This is a genomic window from Microvirga aerilata, from assembly GCF_016743775.1.
Taxonomy (GTDB): Bacteria; Pseudomonadota; Alphaproteobacteria; order Rhizobiales; family Beijerinckiaceae; genus Microvirga; species Microvirga aerilata.
This window is the reverse complement of record NZ_JAEQMY010000047.1, coordinates 1-24,607: the sequence shown is the minus strand read 5'-3', so window position 1 is coordinate 24,607 and position 24,607 is coordinate 1. Positions and strand designations below refer to the sequence as shown.

The 24,607-nt window shown below is 60.1% G+C and carries 23 protein-coding genes, 8 pseudogenes and 1 other annotated feature; of the genes and pseudogenes, 13 read left to right on the top strand and 18 right to left on the bottom strand.

All coding sequences use genetic code 11. The features are described from left to right. Positions 1 to 48: 48 nt before the first annotated feature. The 5 genes and pseudogenes from JKG68_RS22195 to JKG68_RS22175 form a co-directional block, all read left to right on the top strand. Positions 49 to 573, top strand: a complete 525-nt coding sequence (locus JKG68_RS22195; RefSeq protein ID WP_202063535.1) for a GNAT family N-acetyltransferase — start codon at positions 49 to 51, stop codon at positions 571 to 573. 369 nt (positions 574 to 942) lie between these two features. Next, positions 943 to 2,451, top strand: coding sequence for a S8 family serine peptidase (locus JKG68_RS22190; protein WP_202063534.1), 1,509 nt, complete (start codon positions 943 to 945; stop codon positions 2,449 to 2,451). Between the two features lie 27 nt (positions 2,452 to 2,478). Beyond that, positions 2,479 to 2,700 carry a hypothetical protein gene (locus JKG68_RS22185; RefSeq protein WP_202063533.1) on the top strand — a complete coding sequence of 74 codons (222 nt, stop codon included), beginning with the start codon at positions 2,479 to 2,481 and terminating at the stop codon, positions 2,698 to 2,700. An 86-nt stretch (positions 2,701 to 2,786) separates the two neighbouring features. Then, positions 2,787 to 3,086, top strand: coding sequence for a hypothetical protein (locus JKG68_RS22180; RefSeq protein ID WP_202063532.1), 300 nt, complete (start codon positions 2,787 to 2,789; stop codon positions 3,084 to 3,086). Further along, positions 3,001 to 3,228, top strand: a pseudogene (locus JKG68_RS22175) (transposase); the annotation flags it as partial. The gene JKG68_RS22180 and the pseudogene JKG68_RS22175, both read left to right, overlap by 86 nt. A 235-nt stretch (positions 3,229 to 3,463) precedes the next feature. Here JKG68_RS22175 and JKG68_RS22170 read toward each other — a convergent pair. The 4 genes and pseudogenes from JKG68_RS22170 to JKG68_RS33625 form a co-directional block, all read right to left on the bottom strand. Further along, entirely contained in the window at positions 3,464 to 4,879 is a 1,416-nt protein-coding gene (locus JKG68_RS22170) for an FAD-binding oxidoreductase (protein ID WP_202063531.1), read from the bottom strand. Positions 4,880 to 4,892: 13 nt separating this feature from the next. Next, a complete protein-coding gene (locus tag JKG68_RS22165; protein ID WP_202063530.1) occupies positions 4,893 to 5,723 on the bottom strand; it encodes an SDR family NAD(P)-dependent oxidoreductase in 831 nt (276 codons plus the stop codon). 189 nt (positions 5,724 to 5,912) lie between these two features. Continuing rightward, entirely contained in the window at positions 5,913 to 6,995 is a 1,083-nt protein-coding gene (locus tag JKG68_RS22160; RefSeq protein ID WP_202063529.1) for a TRAP transporter substrate-binding protein, read from the bottom strand. A 263-nt stretch (positions 6,996 to 7,258) separates the two neighbouring features. Further along, positions 7,259 to 7,715 (bottom strand): annotated as a pseudogene (locus JKG68_RS33625) (transposase); the annotation flags it as partial. Beyond that, positions 7,328 to 7,443: a sequence feature (AL1L pseudoknot), on the bottom strand. (Overlaps the previous pseudogene by 116 nt.) A 340-nt stretch (positions 7,716 to 8,055) precedes the next feature. On the opposite strand from JKG68_RS33625, the pseudogene JKG68_RS22145 reads away from it, so the two are divergent. Then, positions 8,056 to 8,214: pseudogene (locus JKG68_RS22145) on the top strand (ISKra4 family transposase); the annotation flags it as partial. 43 nt (positions 8,215 to 8,257) lie between these two features. On the opposite strand, the pseudogene JKG68_RS33620 reads toward JKG68_RS22145, so the two are convergent. Continuing rightward, positions 8,258 to 8,698: pseudogene (locus JKG68_RS33620) on the bottom strand (DUF4142 domain-containing protein); the annotation flags it as partial. A 1,187-nt stretch (positions 8,699 to 9,885) separates the two neighbouring features. Next, positions 9,886 to 10,379 (bottom strand): annotated as a pseudogene (locus JKG68_RS22140) (YciE/YciF ferroxidase family protein). Positions 10,380 to 10,676: 297 nt separating this feature from the next. Between JKG68_RS22140 and JKG68_RS22135 the strand changes: the two are divergent. Then, a complete protein-coding gene (locus tag JKG68_RS22135; RefSeq protein ID WP_202063526.1) occupies positions 10,677 to 11,075 on the top strand; it encodes an acyl-CoA thioesterase in 399 nt (132 codons plus the stop codon). 534 nt (positions 11,076 to 11,609) lie between these two features. Here the strand turns inward: JKG68_RS22135 and JKG68_RS35210 are convergent. Next, a complete protein-coding gene (locus tag JKG68_RS35210; RefSeq protein WP_202063525.1) occupies positions 11,610 to 11,828 on the bottom strand; it encodes a GcrA family cell cycle regulator in 219 nt (72 codons plus the stop codon). A 300-nt stretch (positions 11,829 to 12,128) separates the two neighbouring features. Between JKG68_RS35210 and JKG68_RS22125 the strand changes: the two genes are divergently transcribed. Then, positions 12,129 to 12,581: a hypothetical protein gene (locus JKG68_RS22125; RefSeq protein ID WP_246515722.1), complete on the top strand. Its 453-nt coding sequence runs from the start codon at positions 12,129 to 12,131 to the stop codon at positions 12,579 to 12,581. A gap of 174 nt (positions 12,582 to 12,755) precedes the next feature. Here JKG68_RS22125 and JKG68_RS22120 read toward each other — a convergent pair whose 3' ends face one another. After that, entirely contained in the window at positions 12,756 to 12,908 is a 153-nt protein-coding gene (locus JKG68_RS22120; protein WP_202063524.1) for a hypothetical protein, read from the bottom strand. Positions 12,909 to 13,107: 199 nt separating this feature from the next. Continuing rightward, positions 13,108 to 13,266, bottom strand: coding sequence for a hypothetical protein (locus JKG68_RS22115; protein WP_202063523.1), 159 nt, complete (start codon positions 13,264 to 13,266; stop codon positions 13,108 to 13,110). A 979-nt stretch (positions 13,267 to 14,245) separates the two neighbouring features. Here JKG68_RS22115 and JKG68_RS22110 point away from each other — a divergent pair. After that, a complete protein-coding gene (locus JKG68_RS22110) occupies positions 14,246 to 14,587 on the top strand; it encodes an Ivy family c-type lysozyme inhibitor (protein ID WP_202063522.1) in 342 nt (113 codons plus the stop codon). Positions 14,588 to 14,692: 105 nt separating this feature from the next. Here the strand turns inward: JKG68_RS22110 and JKG68_RS33615 are convergent, their stop codons facing one another. The 3 genes and pseudogenes from JKG68_RS33615 to JKG68_RS22100 form a co-directional block, all read right to left on the bottom strand. Next, entirely contained in the window at positions 14,693 to 14,992 is a 300-nt protein-coding gene (locus JKG68_RS33615) for a hypothetical protein (RefSeq protein WP_246515720.1), read from the bottom strand. Between the two features lie 118 nt (positions 14,993 to 15,110). After that, positions 15,111 to 15,221: pseudogene (locus tag JKG68_RS34800) on the bottom strand (PRC-barrel domain-containing protein); the annotation flags it as partial. A 544-nt stretch (positions 15,222 to 15,765) separates the two neighbouring features. Further along, complete coding sequence (locus JKG68_RS22100; protein WP_202063520.1) at positions 15,766 to 16,551, bottom strand: carboxylesterase family protein; 786 nt, start codon at positions 16,549 to 16,551, stop codon at positions 15,766 to 15,768. A 383-nt stretch (positions 16,552 to 16,934) separates the two neighbouring features. On the opposite strand from JKG68_RS22100, the gene JKG68_RS22095 reads away from it, so the two are divergent. After that, the gene (locus tag JKG68_RS22095) at positions 16,935 to 17,948 is read left to right on the top strand and encodes a M28 family peptidase (RefSeq protein WP_202063519.1); all 1,014 of its coding nucleotides are present in this window, start codon (positions 16,935 to 16,937) and stop codon (positions 17,946 to 17,948) included. Between the two features lie 191 nt (positions 17,949 to 18,139). Here JKG68_RS22095 and JKG68_RS22090 read toward each other — a convergent pair whose 3' ends face one another. Next, positions 18,140 to 18,988 (bottom strand): adenylate/guanylate cyclase domain-containing protein, encoded by an 849-nt coding sequence (locus JKG68_RS22090; RefSeq protein WP_202063518.1) that lies wholly within the window; start codon positions 18,986 to 18,988, stop codon positions 18,140 to 18,142. A gap of 672 nt (positions 18,989 to 19,660) precedes the next feature. On the opposite strand from JKG68_RS22090, the pseudogene JKG68_RS22085 reads away from it, so the two are divergent. Further along, a pseudogene (locus tag JKG68_RS22085) lies at positions 19,661 to 20,672 on the top strand (magnesium and cobalt transport protein CorA). Between the two features lie 61 nt (positions 20,673 to 20,733). Here the strand turns inward: JKG68_RS22085 and JKG68_RS22080 are convergent. After that, positions 20,734 to 20,913, bottom strand: coding sequence for a hypothetical protein (locus tag JKG68_RS22080; RefSeq protein ID WP_202063517.1), 180 nt, complete (start codon positions 20,911 to 20,913; stop codon positions 20,734 to 20,736). 218 nt (positions 20,914 to 21,131) lie between these two features. Here JKG68_RS22080 and JKG68_RS32985 point away from each other — a divergent pair, with 218 nt between their 5' ends. Next, on the top strand, positions 21,132 to 21,293 hold the full coding sequence (locus JKG68_RS32985) for a hypothetical protein (protein ID WP_210346423.1): 162 nt from the start codon (positions 21,132 to 21,134) through the stop codon (positions 21,291 to 21,293). A gap of 289 nt (positions 21,294 to 21,582) precedes the next feature. Here the strand turns inward: JKG68_RS32985 and JKG68_RS22075 are convergent, their stop codons facing one another. From JKG68_RS22075 to JKG68_RS22065, 3 genes are all read right to left on the bottom strand, one after another. Continuing rightward, on the bottom strand, positions 21,583 to 21,777 hold the full coding sequence (locus JKG68_RS22075; RefSeq protein ID WP_202063516.1) for a hypothetical protein: 195 nt from the start codon (positions 21,775 to 21,777) through the stop codon (positions 21,583 to 21,585). 603 nt (positions 21,778 to 22,380) lie between these two features. Beyond that, positions 22,381 to 22,665 (bottom strand): hypothetical protein, encoded by a 285-nt coding sequence (locus JKG68_RS22070; protein WP_210346422.1) that lies wholly within the window; start codon positions 22,663 to 22,665, stop codon positions 22,381 to 22,383. Positions 22,666 to 22,854: 189 nt separating this feature from the next. Continuing rightward, positions 22,855 to 23,106, bottom strand: a complete 252-nt coding sequence (locus JKG68_RS22065; RefSeq protein WP_202063514.1) for a hypothetical protein — start codon at positions 23,104 to 23,106, stop codon at positions 22,855 to 22,857. Positions 23,107 to 23,660: 554 nt separating this feature from the next. Between JKG68_RS22065 and JKG68_RS22060 the strand changes: the two genes are divergently transcribed. Next, positions 23,661 to 23,882: a hypothetical protein gene (locus JKG68_RS22060; RefSeq protein ID WP_202063513.1), complete on the top strand. Its 222-nt coding sequence runs from the start codon at positions 23,661 to 23,663 to the stop codon at positions 23,880 to 23,882. A 291-nt stretch (positions 23,883 to 24,173) separates the two neighbouring features. Here JKG68_RS22060 and JKG68_RS22055 read toward each other — a convergent pair. Continuing rightward, positions 24,174 to 24,607: pseudogene (locus tag JKG68_RS22055) on the bottom strand (metal-dependent phosphohydrolase); the annotation flags it as partial.

Below are 24,607 nucleotides of genomic sequence, written 5' to 3'. Positions count from 1 at the left end.
GGCCCGCTCTGCATGTCACGCGAGCCGGATCATGAGATTTGGAATGACATGTCGAATTCTACCTCGATCACGATAATGCTGGAGGAGGATCCGAACGGAACCTTCGCCGACGAGGTTGAGCGCGAACTTCTCGCAGCACTTCGTCAGAACACGCCTCCCGGCGACGGAAAGTCCCTCACGCTGGTCGCGCGGGACTTTCAGGGGAGCATGGTCGGCGGCCTAGTCGGCTCGACATCCTACGGCTGGCTTCTTGTGAAGATGCTCTGGGTAGCAGAGGCGCTTCGGGGCCAAGGACTTGGAGCAAGGCTCATGACTGAGGCTGAGACCATCGCCCGATCACGCGGCTGCCACGGCGCATGGCTTGATACTTCCAGCGCAAGAGCCGAACGTTTCTACATCAGGTTCGGTTACGAGCCGTTTGGAGTATTGATGAACCGTCCTGGCGAGCAGCCCCCGGGACACCGCCGCGCCTTTCTCTCCAAGCGCCTGATAGAGGAGTTCCCCGACGAACTTGGAACTTTTCTTGAACAACCATCCGCGAATATACCTCTACAAGAGTGTGGTTCATCGTGACGGAGGTGTCGCCCGGATGTCTCTTTTTTGCACACTCCGGAAGTAGACCGAAATTCTGGAGTGCACCGGTAAGCAGACCTTTTTATCGTCTTGTCAGAATGTGCAGCCGCTTAAGCAGTCCCTGCGGGTAGCTCCTGTCAGAAATTGATAGTCTACATCCTGTCAACGTCCGGTAAGTATGTAGATATTTTCGGATATTGGCACCGTTTCTGGTATTTGCGTGTTCAAAATCCGGTTTACCCCGCCAGCCGATGTGCGCCTTACTGACAGTGACACCGCTGTGGTAAGGTCTCATGATTGAACGCAGTGACGGCACGCGGCTTACTTGCCCCGTCCTGCCCACCGAAATCGGACGACCAGGGGGGAAAGATGGCTCGGTATGTGATCGCCAACCGCCGTGCCGGAAAATTCAGCGCTGCAGCTAAGGCGGCCTCACGGGCGGAGGTCGCCACCGCCCTTGCCACCATGCCCTTCGCGACCATCATTCACGACACGGATCCAGACGATCCGCTGGCCCGACGCGTGATGGTCATTGAAGCCGATGCCGGGGCGATGGCCACGCACAGAGTGGGGCTTCCTCCAGATGTCATCGTCGAGCCGGAGATCATTCATTATCGGGAGTGGGTGCCGCCTCGGGACGTCGTGCCCTTTCGCCGCCAAGAGGCAGCGCCTGCGGCTGTTGGCGAGGCCCCATTCGTGATCCGTGTCACAGGAGGTGGCCAGCAGCTCCCCTTCGCCACCGTGAAACTCTACGTGCGTGGCTTCGGATCAACGGTGGAGGTGACGGGCCAAACCGATGCGGCCGGCCAGGTTCCATTCCGAATCCCTCCGGGGCATCAGCCCTCAGTGGCCGTCGTAGCGCCTCTCAGCGCCTTCTGGTCAGTGGTCGTGCGTGGCGCTGGGCTTCAGCAGGTGATCGAGTGTCCGCCGCTTCCGTTCGATGGGTCCCTCGGCTGGTGGCATCAGGCACTCGGAATAGATCGTGTCAGTTCGGCTGACGGGAGTGGAATCCGTGTTGGCGTCGCCGACACAGGATTGGGACCTCACCCCGATCTAGCTCATTCGGTTGCGGTCGGAGCCTTCGTCGACGGCGACGTGCTGGGGGCAGACCAGACCCTAGATGTCGACAGCCACGGTACCCATGTCGCCGGCACCATCGGGGCACGACCGACAAACCCGGGCATGTACTCTGGGATCGCTCCCGGATGTGAGCTTTTCGCGGCTCGGGTTTTCCCGTCTGCCGAGGCCGGCGCCAGCAACGCCGACATCGCAAACGCGATCGACGCGCTGTCCCGGACCCACGGCGTAGATCTCATCAACCTGAGCCTTGGGGCAGCCGTGCCCTCGGAGGTGGTGCATGATGCCATCATCGATGCGGCCGAGCGGGGCACTCTCTGCCTCTGTGCGGCCGGGAATGACGCGGGTCCCGTCAACTATCCGGCCGCTTTTCCCGAGGCCATCGCAGTCAGTGCGCTTGGGCTTGCCGGGTGGGGCCCACCGGGGAGCCTATCGGCGTCCCGTTTGCCTATGGATGCATCCCTCTTTGGGCGCGAGAACCTGTATGCAGCCAATTTCACCTCTCACGGCCCGCAAGTTCTCTGCGGTGCCCCGGGTGTCGGGATTATTGCCACGGTACCGGATCGGCATGGCACTGTCGGCCTGTACGCCGTGATGGACGGCACCTCGATGGCCACACCGGTTACCTGCGGGGCACTGGCCGTGGTGCTCTCGAGAGATCCGGGGTACCAGGCCATGCCCAGAGACATAGGTCGATCCCAAGCTGCCAGAGGGATCTTACGAGCAATCCTGCGGGATGTGGGGCTCCCCCCTTCCCACTGCGGCCGGGGGATCCCATTTGCAGGACAAGCTGTTGTATAGTGGGACCCGATATCGGGAGGGTTGGTCTTGGCCACCTATGTAGTCGCGATCAGGCGTGAGGCGCGGTTGGAGACCGTGACAGCTGAGGAGCGGGTCCGCCAAGTGCCTGGCGTTCACATCAAGGGGGCAGGCAATCCAAGCCGCGTCGTGATTGAGGCGTCCTCTCAGGCTGTATCCGAAATTGAGCGCCGCTTTGGCGACAAGGTCATCGTGGAGCCAGAGATCCGCCACGGGCGGCTCGGGGAGTAAGCCCTTCGCGACGGCAGGCCAAGTGGAGTGCCGGACCCTGGCCTTTCGATCTCTCGCCGCTGCTGGTCCGGCGGGCGTGAAGCCCGGTGACGTGCGTCGGTTCAAGTACGCCGGACCTTGCCGCGGCGATCTACGACGCACCGGGCCCGGACGCCGCGCCCGAACTCCTCCGGCAGCGGCGCAGGCGCGTGCGGGACGCCCTCGCGATCATGAACCGCACGGCGGCGTGGGGCGTTCAACTCGGACTCCGCGACGCGGCCGTGCGGCGCGCCCGCGCACGAGGCGACCTGACAAAAGGCGGCGCAGATTGCCTCGACCAACCCGCTCAAGCGGCTCAACGGCGAGATCAAGCGGCGCTCCGATGTCGTGGGGATCTTCCCCAATGACCGGGCGGTGATCCGGCTCGTGGGTGCGCTGATGCTGGAGCAGAATGACGAGTGGGCGGTGAGCCGGCGCTACATGTCGCTGGAAAGTCTGAGCGCGTTGAGCGATGATCCCGTTCGCAGGCTGTCGGCCGTGACCGCCTGAGCAACCCGGCACAGCCGAGGACTGGCGCTCTTACACCACGCCATGGGACACGATCGGCCAAAACCCAGGAGTCGAATTTCCAGTCCGGCGCTCTAAACCTCCCAAGAGCGCGCAGCGCTCCCCTCCTGCGGCTTTGTCGCGAGTGCTGGTGACGCTAAATACCGACTAACAGTAAGGTAGGGGATGTCCTGCTACTTTGTTGCCGAGCGGAGCCGGTTTTCCTATCGGCCTTATTTCACCCGGATCGAAAAATTTTGCCCGGGTTCATGATGTTATGGGGATCCAAGGCAGCTTTGATCGCCCGCATGGTGTCCACGTTAGCGCCATGCTCCCGGACCAGGAATTCCTGCTTTCCCTCACCAATGCCGTGCTCACCGGTACATGTTCCGTTCATCTCGATCGCACGAAGGTTCAGGCGGTCAATGAACGCTTTGACGCGTGCCATTTCCTCAGGGTCGTCTGTCATAGCCATGACGGATACATGGAAATTTCCGTCCCCTACGTGGCCGACGATCGGAGCCACAAGGCCTGTCTTTCCAATATCGGCTTTGGTCTGAACCATGCATTCAGCCAGACGTGAGATTGGGACACAAACATCAGTTGCAATGAACTTTGACCCGGGCCGAAGCTCCAAGCACGCCCAATATACATTGTGGCGTGCCTCCCATAGCCTTGTGCGGTCTTCCGCTTGCAGAGCCCAGTCGAAAGAGCCTCCGCCAAAATCCTTGGCGATCTCTGCAACAGTCCCCGATTGCTCTTGTACTCCAGCCTCAGTGCCGTGGAATTCCAGGAAGAGCGTGGGAAGCTCGGGCAGAGTTAACTTGGAGTGAACGTTGCAGGCATGCACCTGCACCTCGTCCAGGAGCTCAATTCGTGCGATTGGAATTCCATACCGGATGGTGGTGATCACCGCATTGCAGGCCGACTCCAGATCAGGAAATGAGCAGACGGCGGAGGCGATCGTCTGAGGAATGCCGTGCAACTTAAGCGTCAACTCGGTAATGATACCGAGTGTGCCCTCGGCGCCGACGAACAGCCGCGTGATGTCGTAGCCAGCTGCGGACTTGCGGGCGCGTGTACCGGTCTTGCGGATTGAGCCATCGGGCATCACAACCGTCAAAGCCAGCACGTTATCTTTCATCGTGCCGTACCGAACTGCGTTGGTGCCGGACGCCCGTGTGGACGCCATGCCGCCCACGCTTGCATCTGCGCCAGGATCGATCGGGAAGAACAGGCCCTGAGATCGAAGATGGGCATTCAACTGCTTGCGTGTCACGCCTGCTTCAACGACGCAATCCATATCATCTTCGTTGACGGCAATAACTCGGCTCATCCGCCCCATATCAATGGAGACACCGCCGAATGGGGCATTGACGCCTGCCTCAAGGGACGTCCCAGTCCCGAACGGAATAATCGGAACGCGGTGTTTTGCACAGATCGAGACAATCTCGCTAACCTCGGCCGTGGATTCGGGATACACGACGCCGTCCGGGATCTTGACCGGGTGCCAACTCGTGATATTCGCGTGCTGCTCACGAACCGTTCTGTTTGCGCTGAACCGATCGCCGAAGCGGTTAGCCAACGCCTCCAGAACCAGCATGATCGCGTCGTTATCGCGATGAGGTGGCGACATTTGACCTTGCAAACTCATCGGGGGCTTCCTCCTAGTCCGCCTGTCCTGCCACGGGATTGGTGCCTTGCGAACCATGCTGAAGGTCCGCAAAATTCATCCAGTGGGAGGTTGCCAGCCAGCCAGCGTCAACTGGGATACTGGCTCCGGTGATAGCACTCGCGTCGTCTGACATAAGAAAGCTTGTGACAGCCGCTATTTCATCCGGCTCGACAAGCCTCCCCAAAGCCGTATGAGACTCAATTGTCTTCACGTCGCGCTTTCCGGCAGCAATCTTAGCCTTCAGGATAGGGGTGAGGGTAAATCCGGGTGCAATGGCGTTAACGCGTATTCCTGCAGGTCCAAGCTCGCCCGCTGTGAGCGTGGTGAGGGCGCCCAGCGCCACTTTTGTAGGCGCGTATGCATGCAGGGGCAGAGGACGATGCTCGTTGATCGAGGTGATATTTACGATTGAACCGCCGCCCGCTCCAGCTATCAGCTCGCCGAACACCTGCGTACACGTTACAGCACCGAAATAGTTCACATTCCAGATGGCCTGCTGCTGCTGCTCGTCCATGGTCAGGAAGGACGTAACGTCCTGAAGAAGGCCCGCAGCGTTTACAAGTCCTGCAATGGCTCGGCCATTGGAGCTCAGGGCAGCCGCTGCCGCGCCAACATCGGAGCGGTCTGCCACATTCATTCGAAGAAACTGAGGTTGCGAATTTGCGCTGATGGCCGAAGCGGCAGCATCGAGAGCATTCTGATCGACATCGGTCGCGACCACATGCCAACCATCCTGCAGCAGCCGGCGTGTGATCGCCAGCCCAATCCCGCCGGCGGCACCGGTTACCACAATGCTGCGGCCAGCATTACGTTGCGCATCCATGCGCAGGGGAGACCTTATTTCTGGACGAGGCACAACAGAGTTCTCCCGTTAGCTAGTGAAGTACTGTCCAAGCAGTATTCTCCAAAGGAGAAGGGCAGTGGGGTGAGCGCCTCTCAAATGCGCTCATGCGATCGGCAACGATGCGTCGGCGGCTTCAGCCGCCGAGCACCGAAAAAGAGGGAAGGGAGCTTAAGTCCGCTGCGAGTACACGTAGTAATCGTAGGGCAGTTCCGCCACTCGGAACCAGGCAAGCTCCTTATCCCGGAAGGCGTTCCAGGCATCGTAAACCGTCTTGAACCGAGGGTTAGAGGCCGCGAGCTCCCCGTACAGAGCGAAAGCCTGTTTGTAAGCGGCATCCATAACGTCCTTAGGAAAGGCTCTCAGCTCTGCGCCCGCTCCTATCAAGCGTCTGAGAGCATCCGGATTCTCGGCGTCATATTTCGAGACGCACCAGACATTGGCTTCAGCGCAAGCTGCTTCCAGCACTGCCTTGTAGTGAGGTGGCAATGCGTTCCAACGCTCCAGGTTCACATAGAGTGACGTTTGAGCCGAGCCTTCCCAAAAGCCTGGATAATAGTAATACTTCGCCACTTTCTGGAAGCCGAGTTTCTCGTCGTCGTAAGGCCCCGCCCACTCAACTGCATCAAGTGTTCCGCGCTCGAGCCCAGGGTAGATATCGCCCCCGGCGACGACCTGGGGTACAACGCCGAGGCGGGACAGAATTTGGCCGCCCATGCCGGCAATGCGAAACTTCAGGCCTTTTAGATCCTCAACGGACTTGATCTCGTTGCGGAACCAGCCACCCATCTGGGCTCCGGTGTTTCCCGCTGGGATGTTGTAGACGTTGTAAGTCTTCATGAGGTCTCTTGTGAGGGCGAGCCCACCACCATGATACATCCAGGCATTATGGTGACGCACGTTGAAACCGAAGGGCACGGAAGCCTCAAACATGAAGGTTGGGTCTTTGCCGATGAAATAACTCGACAGCGTGTAGGCGCATTCGACGGTGTTATTCTGGACCGCATCCAGCACTTGCAGGCCGCCGACGATTTCGCCTGCCGCAAAGACCTGAATCTGGAACTTGTTGTCGGTTGCCTCCGCGACACGCTTTGCGATCTGCACGCCCGCGCCATAAAGCGTATCCAGAGACTTGGGATAGCTTGATGCGAGCCGCCAACGCACTTCAGGCATTGATTGGGCAACAGCTGGTGACGCAACCGTACCAACAGCTGCAGCTGTAACTGTACCTGTAAGAAAAGCTCGTCTCTTCATGGCGCGTTTCCTCGTTTTGTAGTTTGTTTTGTTCGAAGCTCTTGCAACCCCTGGGAATCGCGGGCTGGTACGCTAGTTCCCGCGGCCAAATTAATCTCGAACCCTATTAGGGAGAGTTACGGTAGTCGCAGTTGAGCGCCTGTGTCAAAACAACAGTGATCATCCTACTCAGAACAAGGTTGGCGTTGGTGCCGATGCGATTGACAAACTCCTCCGGTTGAGCCGCTGGCCCCTTAGCTCCTGCTTGTTAACGTCAGTTCGGCATCCTGGCGCTCGCGGGCCGATCTGCGGTCAGGATCCGCCTTGCGGGCGGCGTGCTCGTAGTAGGTTGACGGGGTGATCGCCAGAACGCGGCAGATCGGTTCGCCCCCGTAGGCCTCACGATGCTTGTCGATAACGCCTTCATGGCTTGGAGCGGCGGTTGAGCTCCGCCTGGGCAAAATACGCGCTGGCTTTGCGCGGATCTCGTTGGCCTGACGCACCTCACGCTCGAGCACCTTGATGCGCTCCTGCTCCTGGGTCATCGGCCCCAGGGGGAAGGCTCTGGTTACCCTCCTCCTGGCGCACCCAGTGGCGCAGCGCCTCGCCCGAGCAGCCAATCTTGGCCGCAATTGACCGGATTGCCTCATACTGTGAGGTGTACTCATCCTGGTGATCGAAAACCATCCGGATCGCCCGCTCGCGGACCTCTGGGGAATAAGGGGGTGTTCGCTTCGTCATGGCTCCATCTTGTCAGGTGTTGGAGCCTCCGGGAATCCCGGCGCGGTTCAGTTTAGGCTGGACCCATGTCAGCCCTTGATTGCCGTCCGCTTTTGGAATGGCAGTGAAGGGCTGACAGGACGAATTGCACAACTTATCACTCAAGTTCCGCAACAAATCCCCATTCAGGAACATGCGCGGCGAGCTTGTCGAGCAAACAGTCCAGTTGCCTGCGCTCGGCTTTCGACAAACAGGCGAGCATCGCCTGCTCCCGTGCCCGAAGGGCTGGGATGTAGCCATGGTAGAGATCCCGGCCCCCATCGCTGACGAAGAGGAGTTGTCGGCGACTGTCGCTGGCGTTGCCAAGAAGCAGCAGATGCAGTGGAGCCGGCGCGGGGCTCATCTGCTGTTGCAGACGCGGACAAGGACCTTGGATGGCTCACTTCGTGCCGCATTCGAGCACTGGTATCCCGGCATGGTGAACGACAATGACAGGGGTCGCAGACAAGCCGCCGCTTAATTGCCCTACAAAACCTCATGCTCTCCAAGGCGACATGCTCTATGATCACAGCACGGGCCATCTTCGCGACGTTCATGTGTTCGCGGTTCTGTGGGTTGCTTTGCAGATACTGCGACTGCACCTGTAGTAGGGCGCTGTGCCCTTCCATTTGCCCCTGAAGGTACTGGCGGTCGAAGGCCTCACCCGCTTGAGTGTTCTGCAGTCTCTGGATCATCTCCTTGCTTCGGGCATCCATCTGCATGGCTGGGGCATTCGCCCCTGAGGCGGCTCCCGGTTGGCTTGACTGAGCCGCCGCGCCCGTTGCCGATGTCGTGGCGGGCTCCATCATGGAGTGCAGAACCTCGTTGAGGGTGGTTTGCTCCTGCACTTCGAAGGTAGCAAACCTCTTCAGGTCGGTATTCTGCGCCTTCTGCTGCGCGATCCGGCTGATTTCAAGCGCCACCATGCCTAGCTGCATTGTCTGCTGCATGTCAGCCTGCGTCATCTGCTGTCCACTCATGCGGCTTGCCCCGACTCCCGAGCCGGCAGAGCCCCCCAGCTGCTCAGCCCGCAGCCCCCGGTTGTCGGGGCGAGGGGGATCCGCTGGTCTGCGCCAATGCCGGGACGGTGATTGCAGCAGCCAAGCCGGCTAAGACAATGCGACGATCCATGGTACGTCTCCTGCTGTGATTTGTGGCACTCAACAGAGGCAACAGGCCTGGGTACTACTGATACCACCGCAGCAGAGCTGATTTGGTTAGGATCGTCACAGCCGTCTTGTCGTGGTTGGAACGCGGACGTTGACGCTAAGGCTAGAGACGATCCGCTGCAAACTGGACGCTAAGCTGAAACCTCACACCTTCCTTAGCGTTTGGGTGATGCTGGCTGGCGTCAGCCAGCTCCGGAGGAGCCAATGATCTCTCGTCAATTGCAAACTCTAGGGATTGTGGCTGCACTATCGTTTGCAGCGGCGCCCATCGCTGTCGCACAGTCTGGAGGTGGCGGCGGCTCTGGTGGGGGAGCCGGTGGCGGTGCTAGCGGCGGCTCTGGCATGAGCGGTGGCGGCTCCACAGGCAGTGGCGCGACCAGCACAGGAACCAGCGGATCGACCGGCAATTCGACGAATACGACAATAGGTGCCACAGGCTCACCCCGGCAGTCTACCGGCGCTACGAACTCAAACGGCGCGGCCGGTGGAGCATTGACATCCCCGATCCTCCCACCGGGCACAACCGGTTCTGTTGGCAATCCAAGCAGTACCAGTTCTGGTGCTCCCCGGCAGGGTCCGGGAGCTGGCGGCTCTACTGGAAATCAGACTGGTCTCGGCAACATCGGGCCGGAAACCGAGAAGGAGCAGCGAGCACAGGAGCAGAGTGACAAGGCGACCAAGAGCATTTGCAGCCACTGCTGACGCGTGGTGCCATTCTCAGGGCAATAACCCGATAAGCCTCTGAGATCGCCATGCACCTGTTTAATCAACCTAACCTGCGCATTGAGATGCCGACCACGTCCCTATGGGCATGTCTCCTATTTGTAAGGCAAGCCAGTCAGTCCGACCTACGGCTGCTCTGAGATAGAGTCTCACTGATCGCAAGAAAGAGACACGTTTAAGAGCTGCCTCGCCTGGTTCCGGAACGGCAGCACAAGCGATGCAGATGGTGGTGTTCGCTCGTGCTGCAGTCACCTCTCAGATCAGGCTGCCTTCTGGTTAAGTGCTGCCTCGGCAAGCTCGGTGAGAAGCTGATCTGTTTTCTTCTCCTCCTGCAGCGTCTCCTCGAAGAGGGTCACGGCATCGTTCATGCCGAGCTGAGCAGCCCAGCTCCGGAGCGTGCCGTAGCGCGCGATCTCATAGTGCTCCACGGCTTGTGCAGCGGCGAGCAGGCCAGCATCAAGCGCCTCGCTGTCAGCAAAGTCGTCCATGACCTCCTCACCTTCAGCAAGGATACCCTGCATGGCCTCGCAGGTCTTCCCCTGCGGACGCTTGCCAACCATTTCGAACACCCGCTCGAGACGCTCGACCTGCCCCTCGGTCTCGCTCCGGTGGGTCTCAAAAGCCTGTCGAAGCTGATCGGATTCGGCGGCCTTCGCCATTTTGCGCAGCGATCTCAGCAGCGCTTTCTCGGCGTGGTAGAGTCCTTCAGTCCGACCAGAAACAGGTCCTGCAGGGTCTTCTGCTTGGCGGGCATGGTGGTCTCTCCAGCTTTGTGTGCGGGCTCGTTCAACACTGCCCTGAAGGCTATTGTTCCGGGCAGCATCCACCAGAGGCACAGCAACACTGATAAGTGGCTGGTGCATTTGGACTTTCCCGAGTCACTCGATGTGGGGTAAAGGGTGGGGAGCTGGCACTCGGCTGGCGTCGTCCTCTGCGGCTCTCGAGGTCACATCAGTGTCTCGAAGTGTGCCCAGACTTGGATCAGAAGGGACTTGGGAGCGTTCACCGCCCGCAGCTATGGCAGGGATGATGCGACAGGGGAGAAGCTTCCATGACAGACCAGCAACCTAACGTACCAGGCGGCCCGCATCTCCGGACAGTAGCGATGCCGCGGGATACCAACCCAAGCGGCGACATCTTCGGCGGCTGGACCGTGTCTCAGATGGATCTGGCGGGTGGAACGTGCGTGGCTCAGGCAGCAGGCGGTCGTGTTGCCACGGACTCGATCGAGGCCATGGAGTTCCTGCGACCTGTCTCTGTTGATGACGAGGTTTCCTGCTACTGTACCCTGGTCAAGAGCGGCGAGACCTCCGTCACAGTTCACATCGAGACCTGGGCCAAGGCAAGAGGGACACAGGAGAGTGAGAAGGTCACAGAGGGGACCTTCACCTTTGTGGCCATCGACGAGCACGGCAAACCAAGAACACTCCCCACCCCTGGTCAGGGATAGATCGCCGGCGGACTGGATCGGCAACATGCCTGAGTGTCGGCGGCTCGTGCGAGATTTCCGTTAATGTCCGGGGCACTGGTCTTTGGCAGGACAGCGTCGCGCTGCTTGGGAGACGTCCTGTCTGAGAGGTAATTGCATGGCGCGCTACTACTTCAATGTCCATGACGGGGCGCAGAATGCGCGGGACAACCAGGGCTCCGAGCTCGACTGACTGGACGCGGCCGTGCAAGGGGCTCATGCCTGGAGCGCCTAGTTCTGAGAGGCGCCGTTATAGAACTGTGCTGCCACATCTGGGCCTCGTCCATCGACGGACGGGAGAGGGGTCTCAGGGACAGGCGTCTTGGGCAAAGAGAGCCCCGCCCCAGCGAGGGAACGGGGCTCAGTGTACGGAAGCTGGTCAAGGAGACCTGCCCAAGGGCAGGTTGCCTCCGCAGAAGATCAACCGTACATCCTCATCGATGTTCCTCCCCAGCACGGTCTGGTGGAATGGACGCAAGAGGGCAGGGCCGTTCTTGGTTGATCCTGACCGTTTCTTCAAGCGGCCTTGCGTTGATCCCGGTCATGCCGGCTCGGCACAAAGACCACCTGCCGATGCCAGGAGCACCAGCTGGAGGTCTCAGAGGTCGGCGCGCCGCAGCACACCACCTCGTCAGCGGCCACATCAGTCACGATAAACCGGCACTGCCGCGCCCGGGCATCCACAAATCTCGTCTGATAACGCGCAGACGGCTCCGCGACATAGCTTGCGGCCATGGGTCTGAACTCAATGTTGGGAAAGCAAAAGCTAACGGCCACGGTGGCTGAGAGGCGCGCGTACATCCGGCGACATCTCCCGGCTCGTGGCTGTCCTCCGGTCAAGCGCAAGAGCGCAACCGGCTCGGATCTTAGATGGATGTAATGCCCGAGATTTGCAAGGCGTTGGTCGATACGAGCCTGAATGGAACAAGACCGCCCACGGTCCGTTGGGCCGGCATGCTGCACCACGAACCGCATCGCCCTGGATCTCGGCGCAACCGGAACGGCCATCCTTCAAGCCGCGCCCATCATATGCCAATGTCAGAGGTGTTGGCCCGTGGGCTTATCGCCGGGGCAGTCGGTGTGGCGGCAATGACCCTGGCCGAGAAGCTGGAGCAGGCATTCACTAAACGACCGAACTCCTACGTTCCAGCCCATACCTTGGAGCGGCTCCTTGGTCTGCCTCATCGGCCCGACCACGAGCGGCTGCTGCTGAACTGGGCCATGCACTGGGGCCAAGGTATCGCACTGGGTGCCGTACGCGCCCTGATGGCCCAGCGCGGCTACCGTGGCCCTGTCGGTTCTTTCTTGTATCTCAACCTCAGGCTGCTCAACGACCAAACCCTGGAGAATGCAACCGGCGTTGGCGCTCCGCCATGGACATGGCCCGTGGACGAGCAGGTCATCGACCTTCTGCATAAGGCCATTTATGCCTATGCCACTGGCGCAGCAGCCGACAGGCTCATCGAAGGTTCGCAAGGACAGACGTGAAGGAAGTCGAGCCACTACTATGCGTCAAGCAGCTTCTCCAAAGCCGCAGAAGAGATGAAGTCGAAGAAACAGCCAGCCTGAAGCTGCTGTTGCTGCTGAACGGCGTGTCCGGGCAGAAGAGGCCCGACAGAATCTCACCACCTCACCATCCCGGTCTGCAGTGTCGGGCTCCGTTCAGTGGGGGACAGAGGTCTTCATGAACTCTGAACCTGCCTCGACGTCGTCCAGAAACAGGACGTGCTCCATATCCTCACGAGCGGTGCCGAGGCGCCCGCCATCGGATGTGACCATGTCCATGCCTTTGTGGATCTTGTCCAGGTTGAGCATTGATAGTCTCCGGACCGAGCTGAGGACAGTTCTCCTGTCGGCTCAACACGCGGGGAGAGAGAGAGTTTAATGAGGAGAACGTTAGTGGCCTATGCTTTGTAGAAGCGGGCCAGCGTCAGGGCTCATTGGCAAGATGCGCATAAATCGGCCGCCGCAGCCCAGAGGGCTCAGCATTTGAGAAGCAACGGTGGCGCACGCCTCAAATTCTTGGGCTGTCGGGATCCAGGAGATGCAGGAACTCAGGCAACAGAACCACGCCTTCCTCGTCCTCGCGCCTGGTGCCGCGGATGTCGCAGTCCACCTGGGTGCACTTCACGATCAGTGTGCCAGTGTCTTCCGCCTCCTCGATCTGTGCCATAGGAGTACCGTGAATGGGGCACCGCCCATCAGCCAAGCGATGCAGATGCTGGCGTGTATGTTGCCTTGGCATTGTTCCTCCTGAACCAGCGGTTCGATCGAAATCTCGAAATCAGGAGCGGCTCATGGTCACCAGTTCATCCCCCATGTAATCGCCTGCTCCGAACTTTTCTGTACCTAATCACCCGTGTTGCTCGAGTCCTCAGGCTCGGTCACATCCACGAGGAATATGACGAAGCAAAGCAGCGGCGTTGACATCCAGGCTCTTTTGACAGCTCCCTTGTCGGGCAGGATCGAGATGATGCCAATGGGACCCGAATTGAACTCGCCCAGTCATCCGTGGTTCCTGAAATCGGAACAGGAGAGGGTGGTGCGGTAACGCAGGTCTTGAGGGAGCCGCGTGATCTCGGTTTTCACGCAAACAGTGCCTTCGGGCTCGCTCCGGCTGTTCTGACCATCCGGACAATGTTCCCCACAATCCTGCTGCGAGTTGACTACGAGTTGTCGCTCTCGCCCGTTCGCGTCTTGACCCTATGGGAACTGAGGGCATGAGCAATGTCGAACATAACCGAAACTGAGTACGCAGAACGTCGGTTCGATCCGGCGCCACCGCTTGAGTGGAAAACAGACGGTCAGGTGCCGACATTTGGAACGGCCTGGGCGTAGAAGTCGGAGGTGGCTATTACCATGGACAGAGGTCAGAAGGACATCGCATAACAGCGAGCGGTTAACCCGAACATTGTAGCCAGCATCGGCATTGCCTCTATCGAGAGCTTGGTTCGGTCGGTCTGGTCTGCCGCGTAGACTGACCTCGCTGCTTGGACAAAGCTCTGGTCGATCCTGGCATGGTCAGAAGGCCGGGACGGGATCGGAGGGGCGGCAATGCCAATTCGGTTTTCGAATACGTTCTTGGTGCCGGCCTCTTGGCCGCCGGGTCGCTTCTGTGTGCGGGTATATCCGTTCAGGCTGCCTCCCCTAGTATGCCGGAATATCCGTGGGACGTGCGCAAGAGTATGCCCGTCCATTACCAGGCCTATCTGAAAATCCTGCCGGCCCGGTTGAAGCGCACGGCTTGGTTTGGCCGTTTTGATGGAACCGGTATGCCGGTTGAGCGGGTGGCGATCGACAGCAAAGTGTACTTTGCAGGTAGCATCTGTAAACCACATCAGTGCGCAGACAATTATCTCACCTTCCTGGTCGAGGCTGACGGATCGCGTGCCGTGGCGATGGTGCAGGCAACGGAGACACGCGGCCAGATCGTGGAGCTTGGAAATCCGACGACGGTTGAGCGGCAGTTCATGGCGAGGGAGTTTCAGGATTAAACACTGAGGCAATGAAAGGGGCCCGCATGGGCCCCTTCTTGACGTCCTGGCTGCTTGATCAACGTGCCGCCCGGAACTCGGGCGCTTGCTCGAGCTGATCCCGCGTCACGCCAGCAAGAACTGCCCGAGCTGGAGCGCTTCGGCTCGGGTCGGCCGCGGCTCCACCGCCAGCGCCAGCTGTACCCCCAGCTCCAGCTCCGCCTGCGGCAAGGCCGGTTCCCGCCCCACCCGCGGCCGTGCCACCGGCTGCTCCAGTACCAGTTCCGGTGGCACCTGCGGGGGCTTGGCCGCCAGCCCCCATGCCAGCAGCAGTGCCGGCGGTGCCAATACCAGCGCCACCACTACCAGCAGTTCCAGTACCTGCCGTTGTGCCAGCGGCACCCCCAGTGCCTGTGCCGCCAGCACCGCTGCCGGCTCCGCCCCCACTAGCGGTGTTGGGCTCAGTCATCTCCCACCGCAGCGCATTGAATGGCACCGCTACGTTACGGTCACCTATGCCGAGAAAGCCGCCAACGCCGATCACCACAGCCTCAACCTTGCCCTGCCGATCGATCAGCACCTCATTAATGTCACCGATGTTCTCGTTGCGATCATTGTAGACATTCACCCCCTCTAGCTGTGAGGCTGGCCACATGTCCGGTCGGCTTTCGGTGATGAACTGGATGTTGGCGGCACCAGCCTGCCCACCAGCTGGTTGCCCAGCAGGGGCCGGACTAGTCTGGGCCCAGGCAGGGGCAGCAACGAGTGCCGTCGCCATCAGGCAAGCTGTAGCATAGCTCTTCAGCATGGTTTCCTCCAAACATCTGATGCCGCTTGGAGAAGGTCCAAGCGGCTAACGCTCAACAACGCTTGAGCTTTGATGACGTTCAGTGGCCCTGCCGTTGTATCCCTTGGGAACACGCATGCTTGCATGACGTTGACGCCAACTAGCATTCTTCTCCTGAGAACCTGCCCCCGACTCGCAAATCCGGGAGCTTTTTGGTGGCACCTTCGATAAGAACCAGCGCATCCACTCCGACTTCGGGTTCCTCCTTGGCCGCCGAGACAACAGAGTGCTGCCCTCGCGTCCACATAGTTAGGCGAGAGGCAGACGAGGCTCATCAAGGGTCCACCAGGCCAGAAACGGATCAAGTCGGGCCACTACTATACAGAAACATGCGAATGCCTGATGCGTCTTCCTACCTGGCACCGGACGCACTTGCTGCTCCACGCTTATGGGTCAAGAGCCACTCAAAAACGGCAGGGTTGTTGTAGGTTGGCGTCCAGGAGTCGTGCCCCGCATCGGGATAGATCGTAAATTTTGCCTCGTTCCCGACCTGCTTCAAAGCATCCACCATCTCTTGGCTTGCCTGCAGAGGCACAACATCATCCCTGGCACCATGGAAGACCCAGGTCGGGATACTCCCGATACGTTGGGCCATGCCAGGGGCTCCCCACCCACAGATCGGAGCGATGGCTGCAAAACGCTCCGGGTGGGCCGCCGCCAGCCTCCATGTCCCGGCACCTCCCATGCTCACGCCGGTGAGATAGATCCGGTCCTCATCAACTGAATACTTGTCCACAATCTCATCAAGAAGGGCATCAAGAGCGTCCGGATCCCATGTGGAGCCCGCTGAAGCCTGCGGAGAGACAATGATGAAGGGCATCTCCTTGCCCTCAGAGACAAGTTTGGGCGGCCCGTAAGCCTTGAGCTTGCTGAGGTCACTCCCGCGTTCTCCAGCTCCATGAAGAAAGAGGATCAACGGCCACCGCTTGCCCTTGTCCTCCTCATACTGCTTGGGGAGATAAAGCAGGTAATTGATCGTCACCATCTTTCGGATCTCCTTCGTCAGTGACTGAGGCTCCTGCCTGCCTGAGGCTGTGGCATAAACATTGCTCACTGGGATTAGCGTCGCTGCAAGCATCAGAGCCAGTGGCACTGCGAGCTTAAACGGTGACTTCGATATTGATTTCCAGTTGTTCATTCTTCCCTCACGAGCGCCTTATCTGATCGGTTGCCAATTACATGTAATCAGGATGGCACCGGAGGGGCTTCGTTCACAGGAGATCTTGGAGTGCAGCGGGACTTCCCCGCAGATTGAACGATTTCAAGACGGCACAACTGCCCCTTAGGGAAGATCGTCGGCGATGGGGACTGGCAACTGCTTTTTCTTTGAAAGCATTCCAACAACGGAGCGGGAGCCATGCCGAGGGAACCGTCCCACTGGGCAAACGAGACCGTGCTGCGGCAAGGGCAGGGATCAGACATAGGCCTGAGACCAGTGGTTTCGATGCTGCATAAAACGAGGCTGTACGTATCCAAGTCGCGCTTTGTGCGTTCTTGGATAGGCATGCAGGAGGATAGTCCGTGCTGTGGATCCTCGGGGCGCTTGGGCTGATCATCACCCTCCCTGTTGCCGGGGTGCTCTGGATGACCTCGGTGCCGGGCCAATCTCATGCAGGTCCCCTGCCACCGATCACACCCGATCAGGCCCAACTCTCCGAAAGGCTGCAGGAGCATGTAAGAGCAATTGCAAGCAGTCCGCACAACGTCGGCCACCCACAGCAGCTCGAACTGGCTGCGCTCTACATCGAGGCAGCTTTGGTAACGGTGGGCTATGAGGTCCGCCGGCAGACCTTCCGGGCAAGCGGGCAGGAGGTTCGTAACATCGAAGTTGTCATTGAGCCGGCGGCCTCCGCAACAGGGGCCAAGACGTTGGTGGTGGGCGCCCACTATGACAGTTACTTCCATGCGCCGGGTGCGAATGACAATGGGACAGGGGCAGCAGGTGTGATCGAACTGGCTAGGCTTCTCGGTGATCTGCAGAGAAGAGCCACTATGAGAATCCGGCTGGTGCTGTTCGTCAATGAGGAGCCGCCATTCTTCAAAACCGAGCTTATGGGCAGCTTCGTCTATGCCAAGCAGCTCAAGGCATCAGGCGAGCCTGTGCTCGGGATGATCGCACTGGAGACCCTCGGCTTCTACAGCGATGAGGAGCACAGTCAGCATTATCCGCCACCTCTGGGTCTTCTCTACCCAACCAAGGGGAACTTCGTCGCCTTTGTGGGCCTGACCTCCTCACGTGCCTTCCTGCGCAGGATGGTTGGGATGTTTCGCGAGCTGGTGCCGTTCCCAAGCGTCGGGGGAACTGCGCCAAGGGTTATACCGGGCATCGATTGGTCGGATCACTGGTCCTTTGATCAGGTGGGCATCCCGGCTCTCATGATCACGGACACTGCGCTCTTCCGTTATCCCCACTATCACACATCCGCGGACAGTCCGGACAAGGTGGATTACGACAGGCTCGCACGAGTGGTCTCCGGCTTGGAGCAGGTGATCAGACAACTGGCGCACGGAAATACGGGTACCCAGGCCCAGTGATGTCCTCATCTCCCCAACAGGTGGTGGTCAGGTTCGAGGGACTGGTAGGAGACCCGGTCGAGGCTCCATGGGCTTCAAGGTGACTGAAAGGGCATAGCAGGCAGGAACAGGCGCGAGCTGTTGACGTTGGTCAGGAGATACGGAGAGAAGGAACACATCCGTTGTACAACCTGAGCAATACGGAGTATCCGCTAAAAGGTTATGGTCCGGGGCTGCCGCCCTAATCCAGCACGTCTTCCCTGTGTCCGGCTGACGAAGCCTCGAAGCTCAAGGTGCCGGACCATCCGTTGAGTGCTCGCGAGGTCAACACCGATCCGCTCGGACAGACGCCGCTCATCGATATTGGGGGCGTCGTGAAGGGAGGCAAAGACCGCAGGCTCGACCACGATCAGCCCCTCTGGCCTCGTCACCTCCAGCAGTGCGCGGTTCAGGATCGCGTGAAAGCGGCGCCCCAGGTTGAACTCGCTGCGGCGATGCACTGGCGGCAGCGCCCGAGAGAGCGGATGATCGGTGCGGTGGACGAGATAGGCCCGTATGGGGGTGCCGAGGCTTTTTCCCGGCTGCGCCCCGAGGTCGTCGAAGGTCAGCGGCAACACCCTGGCCACATAGGCGTGAGCGGCTTCCGACAGGCACACGAACCCGGGCTGTGCCAGCTTCTCCATGCGGGCCGCAATGTTCACGCCATACCCGAACATGTCGCCGTCCCGAACCATGACCTCTCCGACATGGACGCCGATCCGGAACGTCACCCGCCGCTCCTCGGGCGTTTCCTCACTTGCCGCGGCAATCCTCTCCTGGACGCCGAGCGCGCATTGGACCGCCTCGATGACGCTGGGGAACTCGGCCAGGATGCTATCGCCTGCGGTGTTGGCAGTCCGGCCCCTGTATTGGGTGATTTGGCGATCCATGATCGCGCGATAGGAATCGTGCAAACACAACGTTCCAGCCTCATCGGCATTCATGAGTCGCACATAGCCGGCCACATCAGCGTAGAAGATGGCTGCGAGGCGGCGTTGCATGACTGAGGCGCGTTTGTTCATGGTCGGACACCGCCCTTTGTGAGCCTGCCCAGACGCGCGATACTGGTGAGCCCCTCAGGTTGCTGGGCTTGCTGGCCGGTACTGAGACCCACCTCCAGCGGCCAGGCTGCGCCGGCCCGGTTTCCAGATCGGCACTCTCACCAGTGGTAGCGGATCGCCAGTGTGCCGATGGCGAGAATCCCAGCCATCAGGAGGAATGCAATCAACACCTGGGAGAGCATTACATCACCCCCAGGATTACAGCCCCACAAAACAGAAACGCCAGGGCTGCAACAAAGAGGGCTTGGCTTTCGAAAGATCCGTAGGACCGGATTCTCTGAATCATGATGTCCTCCTAACCTGCCCAAAGTATACACTCATGACCATCGTAAGTATATGATTATATCAAGGAGAGAGTTATTTAATTATGCGTAGAAGTATAATGATTTTCGTCAGGAAAAAGAGAAAAGGTTGGAGGTTGAGCTGGTAATTGTCTTTCGTTCAGCAGTCCAGCTACTATCGGTGTTTCCCCGTGGGCATGCTGCTCTTCATGATAACACAGAGCCAGCACAAAGCGGCGATCTGAACCCGGCGGGAGCAGGAGATCACGTGTGAGACGATGGCTTGAACAGCCGGCCGCTCCAGCCATTCCCGGCCCTGGTACCGGATGGGGCTGCCGTGCGTTAGCCGCTCATGGCGAAATCCCGCAGGCTCGTATTGGCTCAACCGGAAGACACTCCAAGCATCATCGCCTCGGCAGTGTATGCCGATGGCCAGAAGATTGCCGAGGTTCCGATTGAGGACGTCGGCGAGTGGTCGCGCAAGCCGGATCATGTGGTCTGGATCGGCCTGCACGAGCCAAGCTTAGATGTCCTGCGACGCCTCCAGGCAGAGTTCGGGCTGCATGAGCTCGCCATCGAGGATGCGCTCAAGGCCCACCAGCGGCCAAAGCTCGAACAGTACGGCGAGGCTTTGTTCGTGGTCGCGCACGGCCCAGATGCTGGAGGGCCGAATTGCGTTCGGTGAGACCCATGTGTTCGTAGGGCAGGGTTACGTGGTCTCCGTCCGCCACGGCCCCTCGACGTCTTACAGTCCAGTGCGCGAGCGCTGCGAGGCATCGCCATCCGCGCTCTCGGCCGGGGAGGACTACATTCTCTATGCCCTGCTCGACTTCATCGTCGACAACTACATGCCCGTGGTCGAAGCGATCCAGACGGAGGTTGAGGAGATCGAGGACGGCATCTTGGCCGAGACATACACGCAGTCCGGTGTGGGACGGCTTTATCAGCTCCGCCGCGACCTGCTGCGCCTGCGCAATGCCGCAGTCCCTCTGGTGGAGGTCTGCCGCCGTCTCGAGCAGCCGGGGCTGCCGAGCATCGATGCCTCACTGTACCCGCTTTTCCGGGATGTGTCCGACCACATCCGCCGGGTACAGGAGGAGATCGAGTCCTTGCGCGAAGTGCTGGCCTTCGCCTTCGAGACCAGCCTGATGACTGGGCAGGCGCAGCAGACCGAGATCACCCGCAAACTGGCCGCCTGGGCGGCCATCCTGGCGGTGCCAACGGCAGTGGCCGGGATCTACGGCATGAACTTCGAGCACATGCCTGAGCTGCACTGGAAGTACGGCTATGCCGTTGTGCTGGCGATCATCGCGTCCGTGTGCGGCTGGCTCTACTGGCGCTTCCGGCAGAACCGCTGGCTCTGATCGCTCTCGGTGGTTGTTGGCGCCATCCCCCGACTTTCTGGACGGGCGGGCTTAAGGACGGTCAGGGACAGAGATAGCCGCGGTTGCCGTCCGAGACGCACCGTGCCCCGTTCGGGAGGATGATCCCGCCCGTCCCGTCAGGCCGCACGATCTCCCGGTTTGCCAGCGTGAAACCGCCACCCGCCTCCGCAGCCACAGTCGTGCCGTCGGGCAGGGTGTACCTGCCGTCGCGGTAGGTCACGCGTCTCGTGTACGTGGGTGCGGATGTTGGCGCCGGGGAGGCGGATGGCATTGATTGCGTCGACCCCAGGTTCGCGGGCGGCACGGGCTGGGCCTGCTGCTCGCCTGACGAGACGCACGCTGACAACGCGACGGACACCAACAGGACGGACAGCAGGCGCATCGAATTGCTCCAGACAGGTGACCGGATCTGACTACTGCCGGCGTCCAGCAATGACCATGGCTAAGGAGAGTTACGCCCACCGGGGACTTGGCTCGAAGGGCTGTCATGACCAGCGAGCCTCCCTGACACCCTCAGTCAGCTCCGACGAAGCCGATACCGAACCGCTCCAACTCGACGTGCTGCTCGCGGCAATCAGCGAGGGCGTGACACCTTCCTAGCCTTGGGCGGGTTCACGCTTCCGGTTGTCGCGACATCGTAGGGATTGAGGTCAAGCCGGTGGCCAATGTCGCGGGCGGCCTAGGTCCCGCACAGCGACCTTCCCTAGCAGCGGACAGTGCCGCGCAGATTGAAGGAGACGGAGGACGCGCTTAGGCGGATGTGGGCCAGCAGGTCGGGTTATTCGCGCTTAACGATGGTCGATCGGGAGATCAGCTGCATGGATACGCTTGTCTTAAGCCAGACAGCTCAAAGCCGTCGCGTGAACCGATCAGGGGCAAGTTTGGGAGATCAGCGTATGGAGGCTATTCGAATCGCCCGCACGGCCGCGAGAGGCGCGATCCGATGTATCAGCTGCTGGAGGTTGGGGCAGGCGTTCCACGCCTCGTTCAGGCGCTCGAAGGAGATGCGCGAGGCGGTGCCGGACATCTGCACGATGTAGCGCCCAAAGGCTTCCCGCGTCACGAGCGCACCTAGCAGACCCAAGACCCCCTCACACGTCCCGGGATCAGTCCGACAGTGCCGCAGGGCTTGAGCGCCCGGGCACCGAACCGAAGGGAGGATGTCGGCGCTGAGGTGCCAGGCAGTCCCCTGTTCGCCGCGTCCACGCTGCCCGCGTAGGGGCCGTCATCGGAACATCGACAAAAAGCCCCGTTCGGTTTCCGGAACGGGGCCAAGTCCACGGAGACCGGTCAAGGGGCTTGCACAAGCGAGGTTGCCTCCGCATGGACTCAACCGCACATCTTCTTCAATGTTCCTTCGCAGTGGCGCCGCATCGGGAGAATGTGTGTGGACGAGAGCTTTTCGCCCGTGATCCTCATCTACGGCCTGGCCATCGTCCTTGGGGTGGGTAAGGCCTGCACGCTGCTGATCTGGCGCACCCTCGCAAGGCCGAGACCGGGCCTGCGGCAGGAGCTGAGGGGTGCCTGGCAGCGTCGCACCCAGCGAACGTCCCTCACGGAGAGGCAAGATCATCAGCCCGCTGACCCGCCCCCCAGGCGCCAACAAGGGCAGCAACCCAGGACGGGCTGCCTCGGCCATGACCTGTGCGGCCCAACTTTAGGTGGCATAATCCCGCTGGAACGCGGTCTATTTGCGCGTGTCGTTGTCGAACACCTTGGGGTTGCCCGTGGACGTCCCAGGTGTGGCCGAGGTGCTCGTTGTGCCGGCGGTTGTCGCCCGTGATCGTCCGCGCATGAAGTACCAGACGATGCCGGCAACGATCGCCAACCCAATGATGATCCACAGCCAAGGGGTGTCGCCTGCATCCGTTGCCGCCGGTGCAGCGGGCGCGGCAGGTGGCGTGGTCTGAGCAAGAGCCTCGTTCACCGCAGCAAGCGTCATGATCGTAGAAGTGCGGAGCCTGTTGAGCATCATGGTCCTCCGTGGGACTGTGGGCTGCGGATCAACGTTGGCCCGCAGCCTGCGTTCCGGAGACATCAAGGCAAGGAGATCGACACCCGTTGCCTCCGACTCGCTTTCCATCCGAACCAGTGGAAGGGGCCCTTCTCCTCCGTTGCAGTTGACGATGCCGTCGTCCGCAAAGGCGGTTGATCGCCACCCTCAGGCCGATGGCGTCTCTAGGGCTGCCGCCAATTCTTGAGGATCGACCCTGACCGCCTGTACCGAGCCGTGACTTCCTTGATGGAGTGGTAGGTAGATGGTGGTCGCAACCCGCCGGTAGGCGAGAAACGAGAGCCCTTCAATCAGTTCCTCGTCAATGTCGACAGCGTATGTGCCGGCAGGTTGTACCTTGTCCACCGCCATCAGTGAGAACGGGTGGTCAAAGGTCAGTGTCTCTCGGGTCGTGCGCATGAGGTCCTCCTAAGCGGCGATCTTGTCGGCGCAATCTTTGGCAACCTGGCTGTTGCCTTCCACGCTGCCCGGCATGGTCGCCCATCCATTCTTCATGACGAGGTCGCCCCTGTTCCAGGACGAGGCGGTCTAGATGGCAGCAACACGCTCGACAAACCGCGGATTCCGCTTCGATTAATCGGCGGCCATTGTGCGAGCCATGCCGCCGGTGACCCAACCGCCCCAGGAAAACCCGATGACGGCAAGCGCGACAGCGCCACAAGCGGCGCCGAATAGTCCAGGCTTCAGCCACTCTGTGGTTCACATGATGTTTCTTGGAATAACGAACGTCAGATCTTGTATCACTGAAGTTAAACATAACACATATAAAGAATTTTTTAAGCTTGATATTTCTATCCTGTATTATTTTTTCAGGAGAAAAGCTCCCATCTATTACAATAGATCAATGCGAGTTTCCGCCTACAGGATTAAGTCATTGCCGCCCAAGCATCATAGCTTGGTTTGCTCCCGGCCTGAGGCGTTCCTTGGAGGGATTCTGCATTGAGGAGGCTGCCATGACATTCCTCGTCCAGTTCAAGAGGTTTCCACGTGGTGTTCCCGAGGTGATCCGAACACTGCCTATAGCAGCGATCGACGGTGCCGCGGCTTTGGCATTCGCCAGGGGCCGCGCCGGGATGAAACACTGGCCAACCCGCACCGATGCTGTGCGCGTGATGGACGACAATGGTCGTACGCTGCTCACCTATCCCTGTTCCAACGGAGGCGACTGGCGATGAACCGCGCCCGCTGCGAGCGCTTACAGCAGAGCTGCAAGAGGAGGGCCCATCCACGCCCGCCCTGGGCGGCTACCTTTTCGCTGTAGGACAATTCGTCTCTTAGGCGGAAGATGGTTGGCCCGAGATCTGGAAAGGTGGCTATGAGATAGCCGTCCCTGCAAATAGTCCCGGGCGCGGCTCGACTCAGCTGATCGGCCCAACGGTGGGCCTCGCTTGCGTGCGTTATGGCGCGACATCTCCGTGTCTAAGACAACGCAAAATCCCGGCTGTAATAAGATAGTATTAGGATGCTTAGCGCTGCGGTCCCATCAGAGCAAACGAGTGCTCTGCACAGAAGATGTGGCTGTGGAGGTTGGCGATCCACTGACGGCCGGAGGTCGTGATGTTCAGGTAGCCCACGGCCTCTTTCAGATGAGGCGAGATGCTGTTCCAGTAAAAGTCAGGATAGCGTTCCACCAGATCAGCCGGTGAGGTGTATCCGAGCTGGTGGTTCAATCCAATCTCCTCAAACTCGTAGTACAAGGCATTGGCCTTCTTCACATACAGCGGGTCCCCGAGTTGCCCAATGAGATCAGCAGCCTGGACAAGCCGCCCCTCACGGTCATCGGGATGCTCGCTCAGTTCGCCGCAAGCCGGAAAGCGGGTAAACTCGACCGCTCTGCTCACCCGAGCAGGATCAATGGCCGGAGATTGTCCGAGCCGCTCCGCAACAAACATCTTGGAGC

What these genes read in the sequence shown, in the direction of transcription:
- JKG68_RS22120 (WP_202063524.1), bottom strand. Translation starts at nt 12,908, where the DNA reads ATGCTCAACCTGGACAAGATCCACAAAGGCATGGACATGGTCACATCC.
- JKG68_RS35210 (WP_202063525.1), bottom strand. Translation starts at nt 11,828, where the DNA reads ATGGCCGCAAGCTATGTCGCGGAGCCGTCTGCGCGTTATCAGACGAGA.
- JKG68_RS22060 (WP_202063513.1), top strand. Translation starts at nt 23,661, where the DNA reads ATGACATTCCTCGTCCAGTTCAAGAGGTTTCCACGTGGTGTTCCCGAG.
- JKG68_RS22170 (WP_202063531.1), bottom strand. Translation starts at nt 4,879, where the DNA reads ATGAGTTTGCAAGGTCAAATGTCGCCACCTCATCGCGATAACGACGCG.
- JKG68_RS22100 (WP_202063520.1), bottom strand. Translation starts at nt 16,551, where the DNA reads ATGAACAACTGGAAATCAATATCGAAGTCACCGTTTAAGCTCGCAGTG.
- JKG68_RS22125 (WP_246515722.1), top strand. Translation starts at nt 12,129, where the DNA reads ATGTCAGAGGTGTTGGCCCGTGGGCTTATCGCCGGGGCAGTCGGTGTG.
- JKG68_RS32985 (WP_210346423.1), top strand. Translation starts at nt 21,132, where the DNA reads ATGGCTAAGGAGAGTTACGCCCACCGGGGACTTGGCTCGAAGGGCTGT.
- JKG68_RS22135 (WP_202063526.1), top strand. Translation starts at nt 10,677, where the DNA reads ATGACAGACCAGCAACCTAACGTACCAGGCGGCCCGCATCTCCGGACA.
- JKG68_RS22065 (WP_202063514.1), bottom strand. Translation starts at nt 23,106, where the DNA reads ATGCGCACGACCCGAGAGACACTGACCTTTGACCACCCGTTCTCACTG.
- JKG68_RS22190 (WP_202063534.1), top strand. Translation starts at nt 943, where the DNA reads ATGGCTCGGTATGTGATCGCCAACCGCCGTGCCGGAAAATTCAGCGCT.
- JKG68_RS22110 (WP_202063522.1), top strand. Translation starts at nt 14,246, where the DNA reads ATGCCGGAATATCCGTGGGACGTGCGCAAGAGTATGCCCGTCCATTAC.
- JKG68_RS22115 (WP_202063523.1), bottom strand. Translation starts at nt 13,266, where the DNA reads ATGGCACAGATCGAGGAGGCGGAAGACACTGGCACACTGATCGTGAAG.
- JKG68_RS22165 (WP_202063530.1), bottom strand. Translation starts at nt 5,723, where the DNA reads ATGGATGCGCAACGTAATGCTGGCCGCAGCATTGTGGTAACCGGTGCC.
- JKG68_RS22070 (WP_210346422.1), bottom strand. Translation starts at nt 22,665, where the DNA reads ATGCTCAACAGGCTCCGCACTTCTACGATCATGACGCTTGCTGCGGTG.
- JKG68_RS22090 (WP_202063518.1), bottom strand. Translation starts at nt 18,988, where the DNA reads ATGAACAAACGCGCCTCAGTCATGCAACGCCGCCTCGCAGCCATCTTC.
- JKG68_RS22195 (WP_202063535.1), top strand. Translation starts at nt 49, where the DNA reads ATGTCGAATTCTACCTCGATCACGATAATGCTGGAGGAGGATCCGAAC.
- JKG68_RS22160 (WP_202063529.1), bottom strand. Translation starts at nt 6,995, where the DNA reads ATGAAGAGACGAGCTTTTCTTACAGGTACAGTTACAGCTGCAGCTGTT.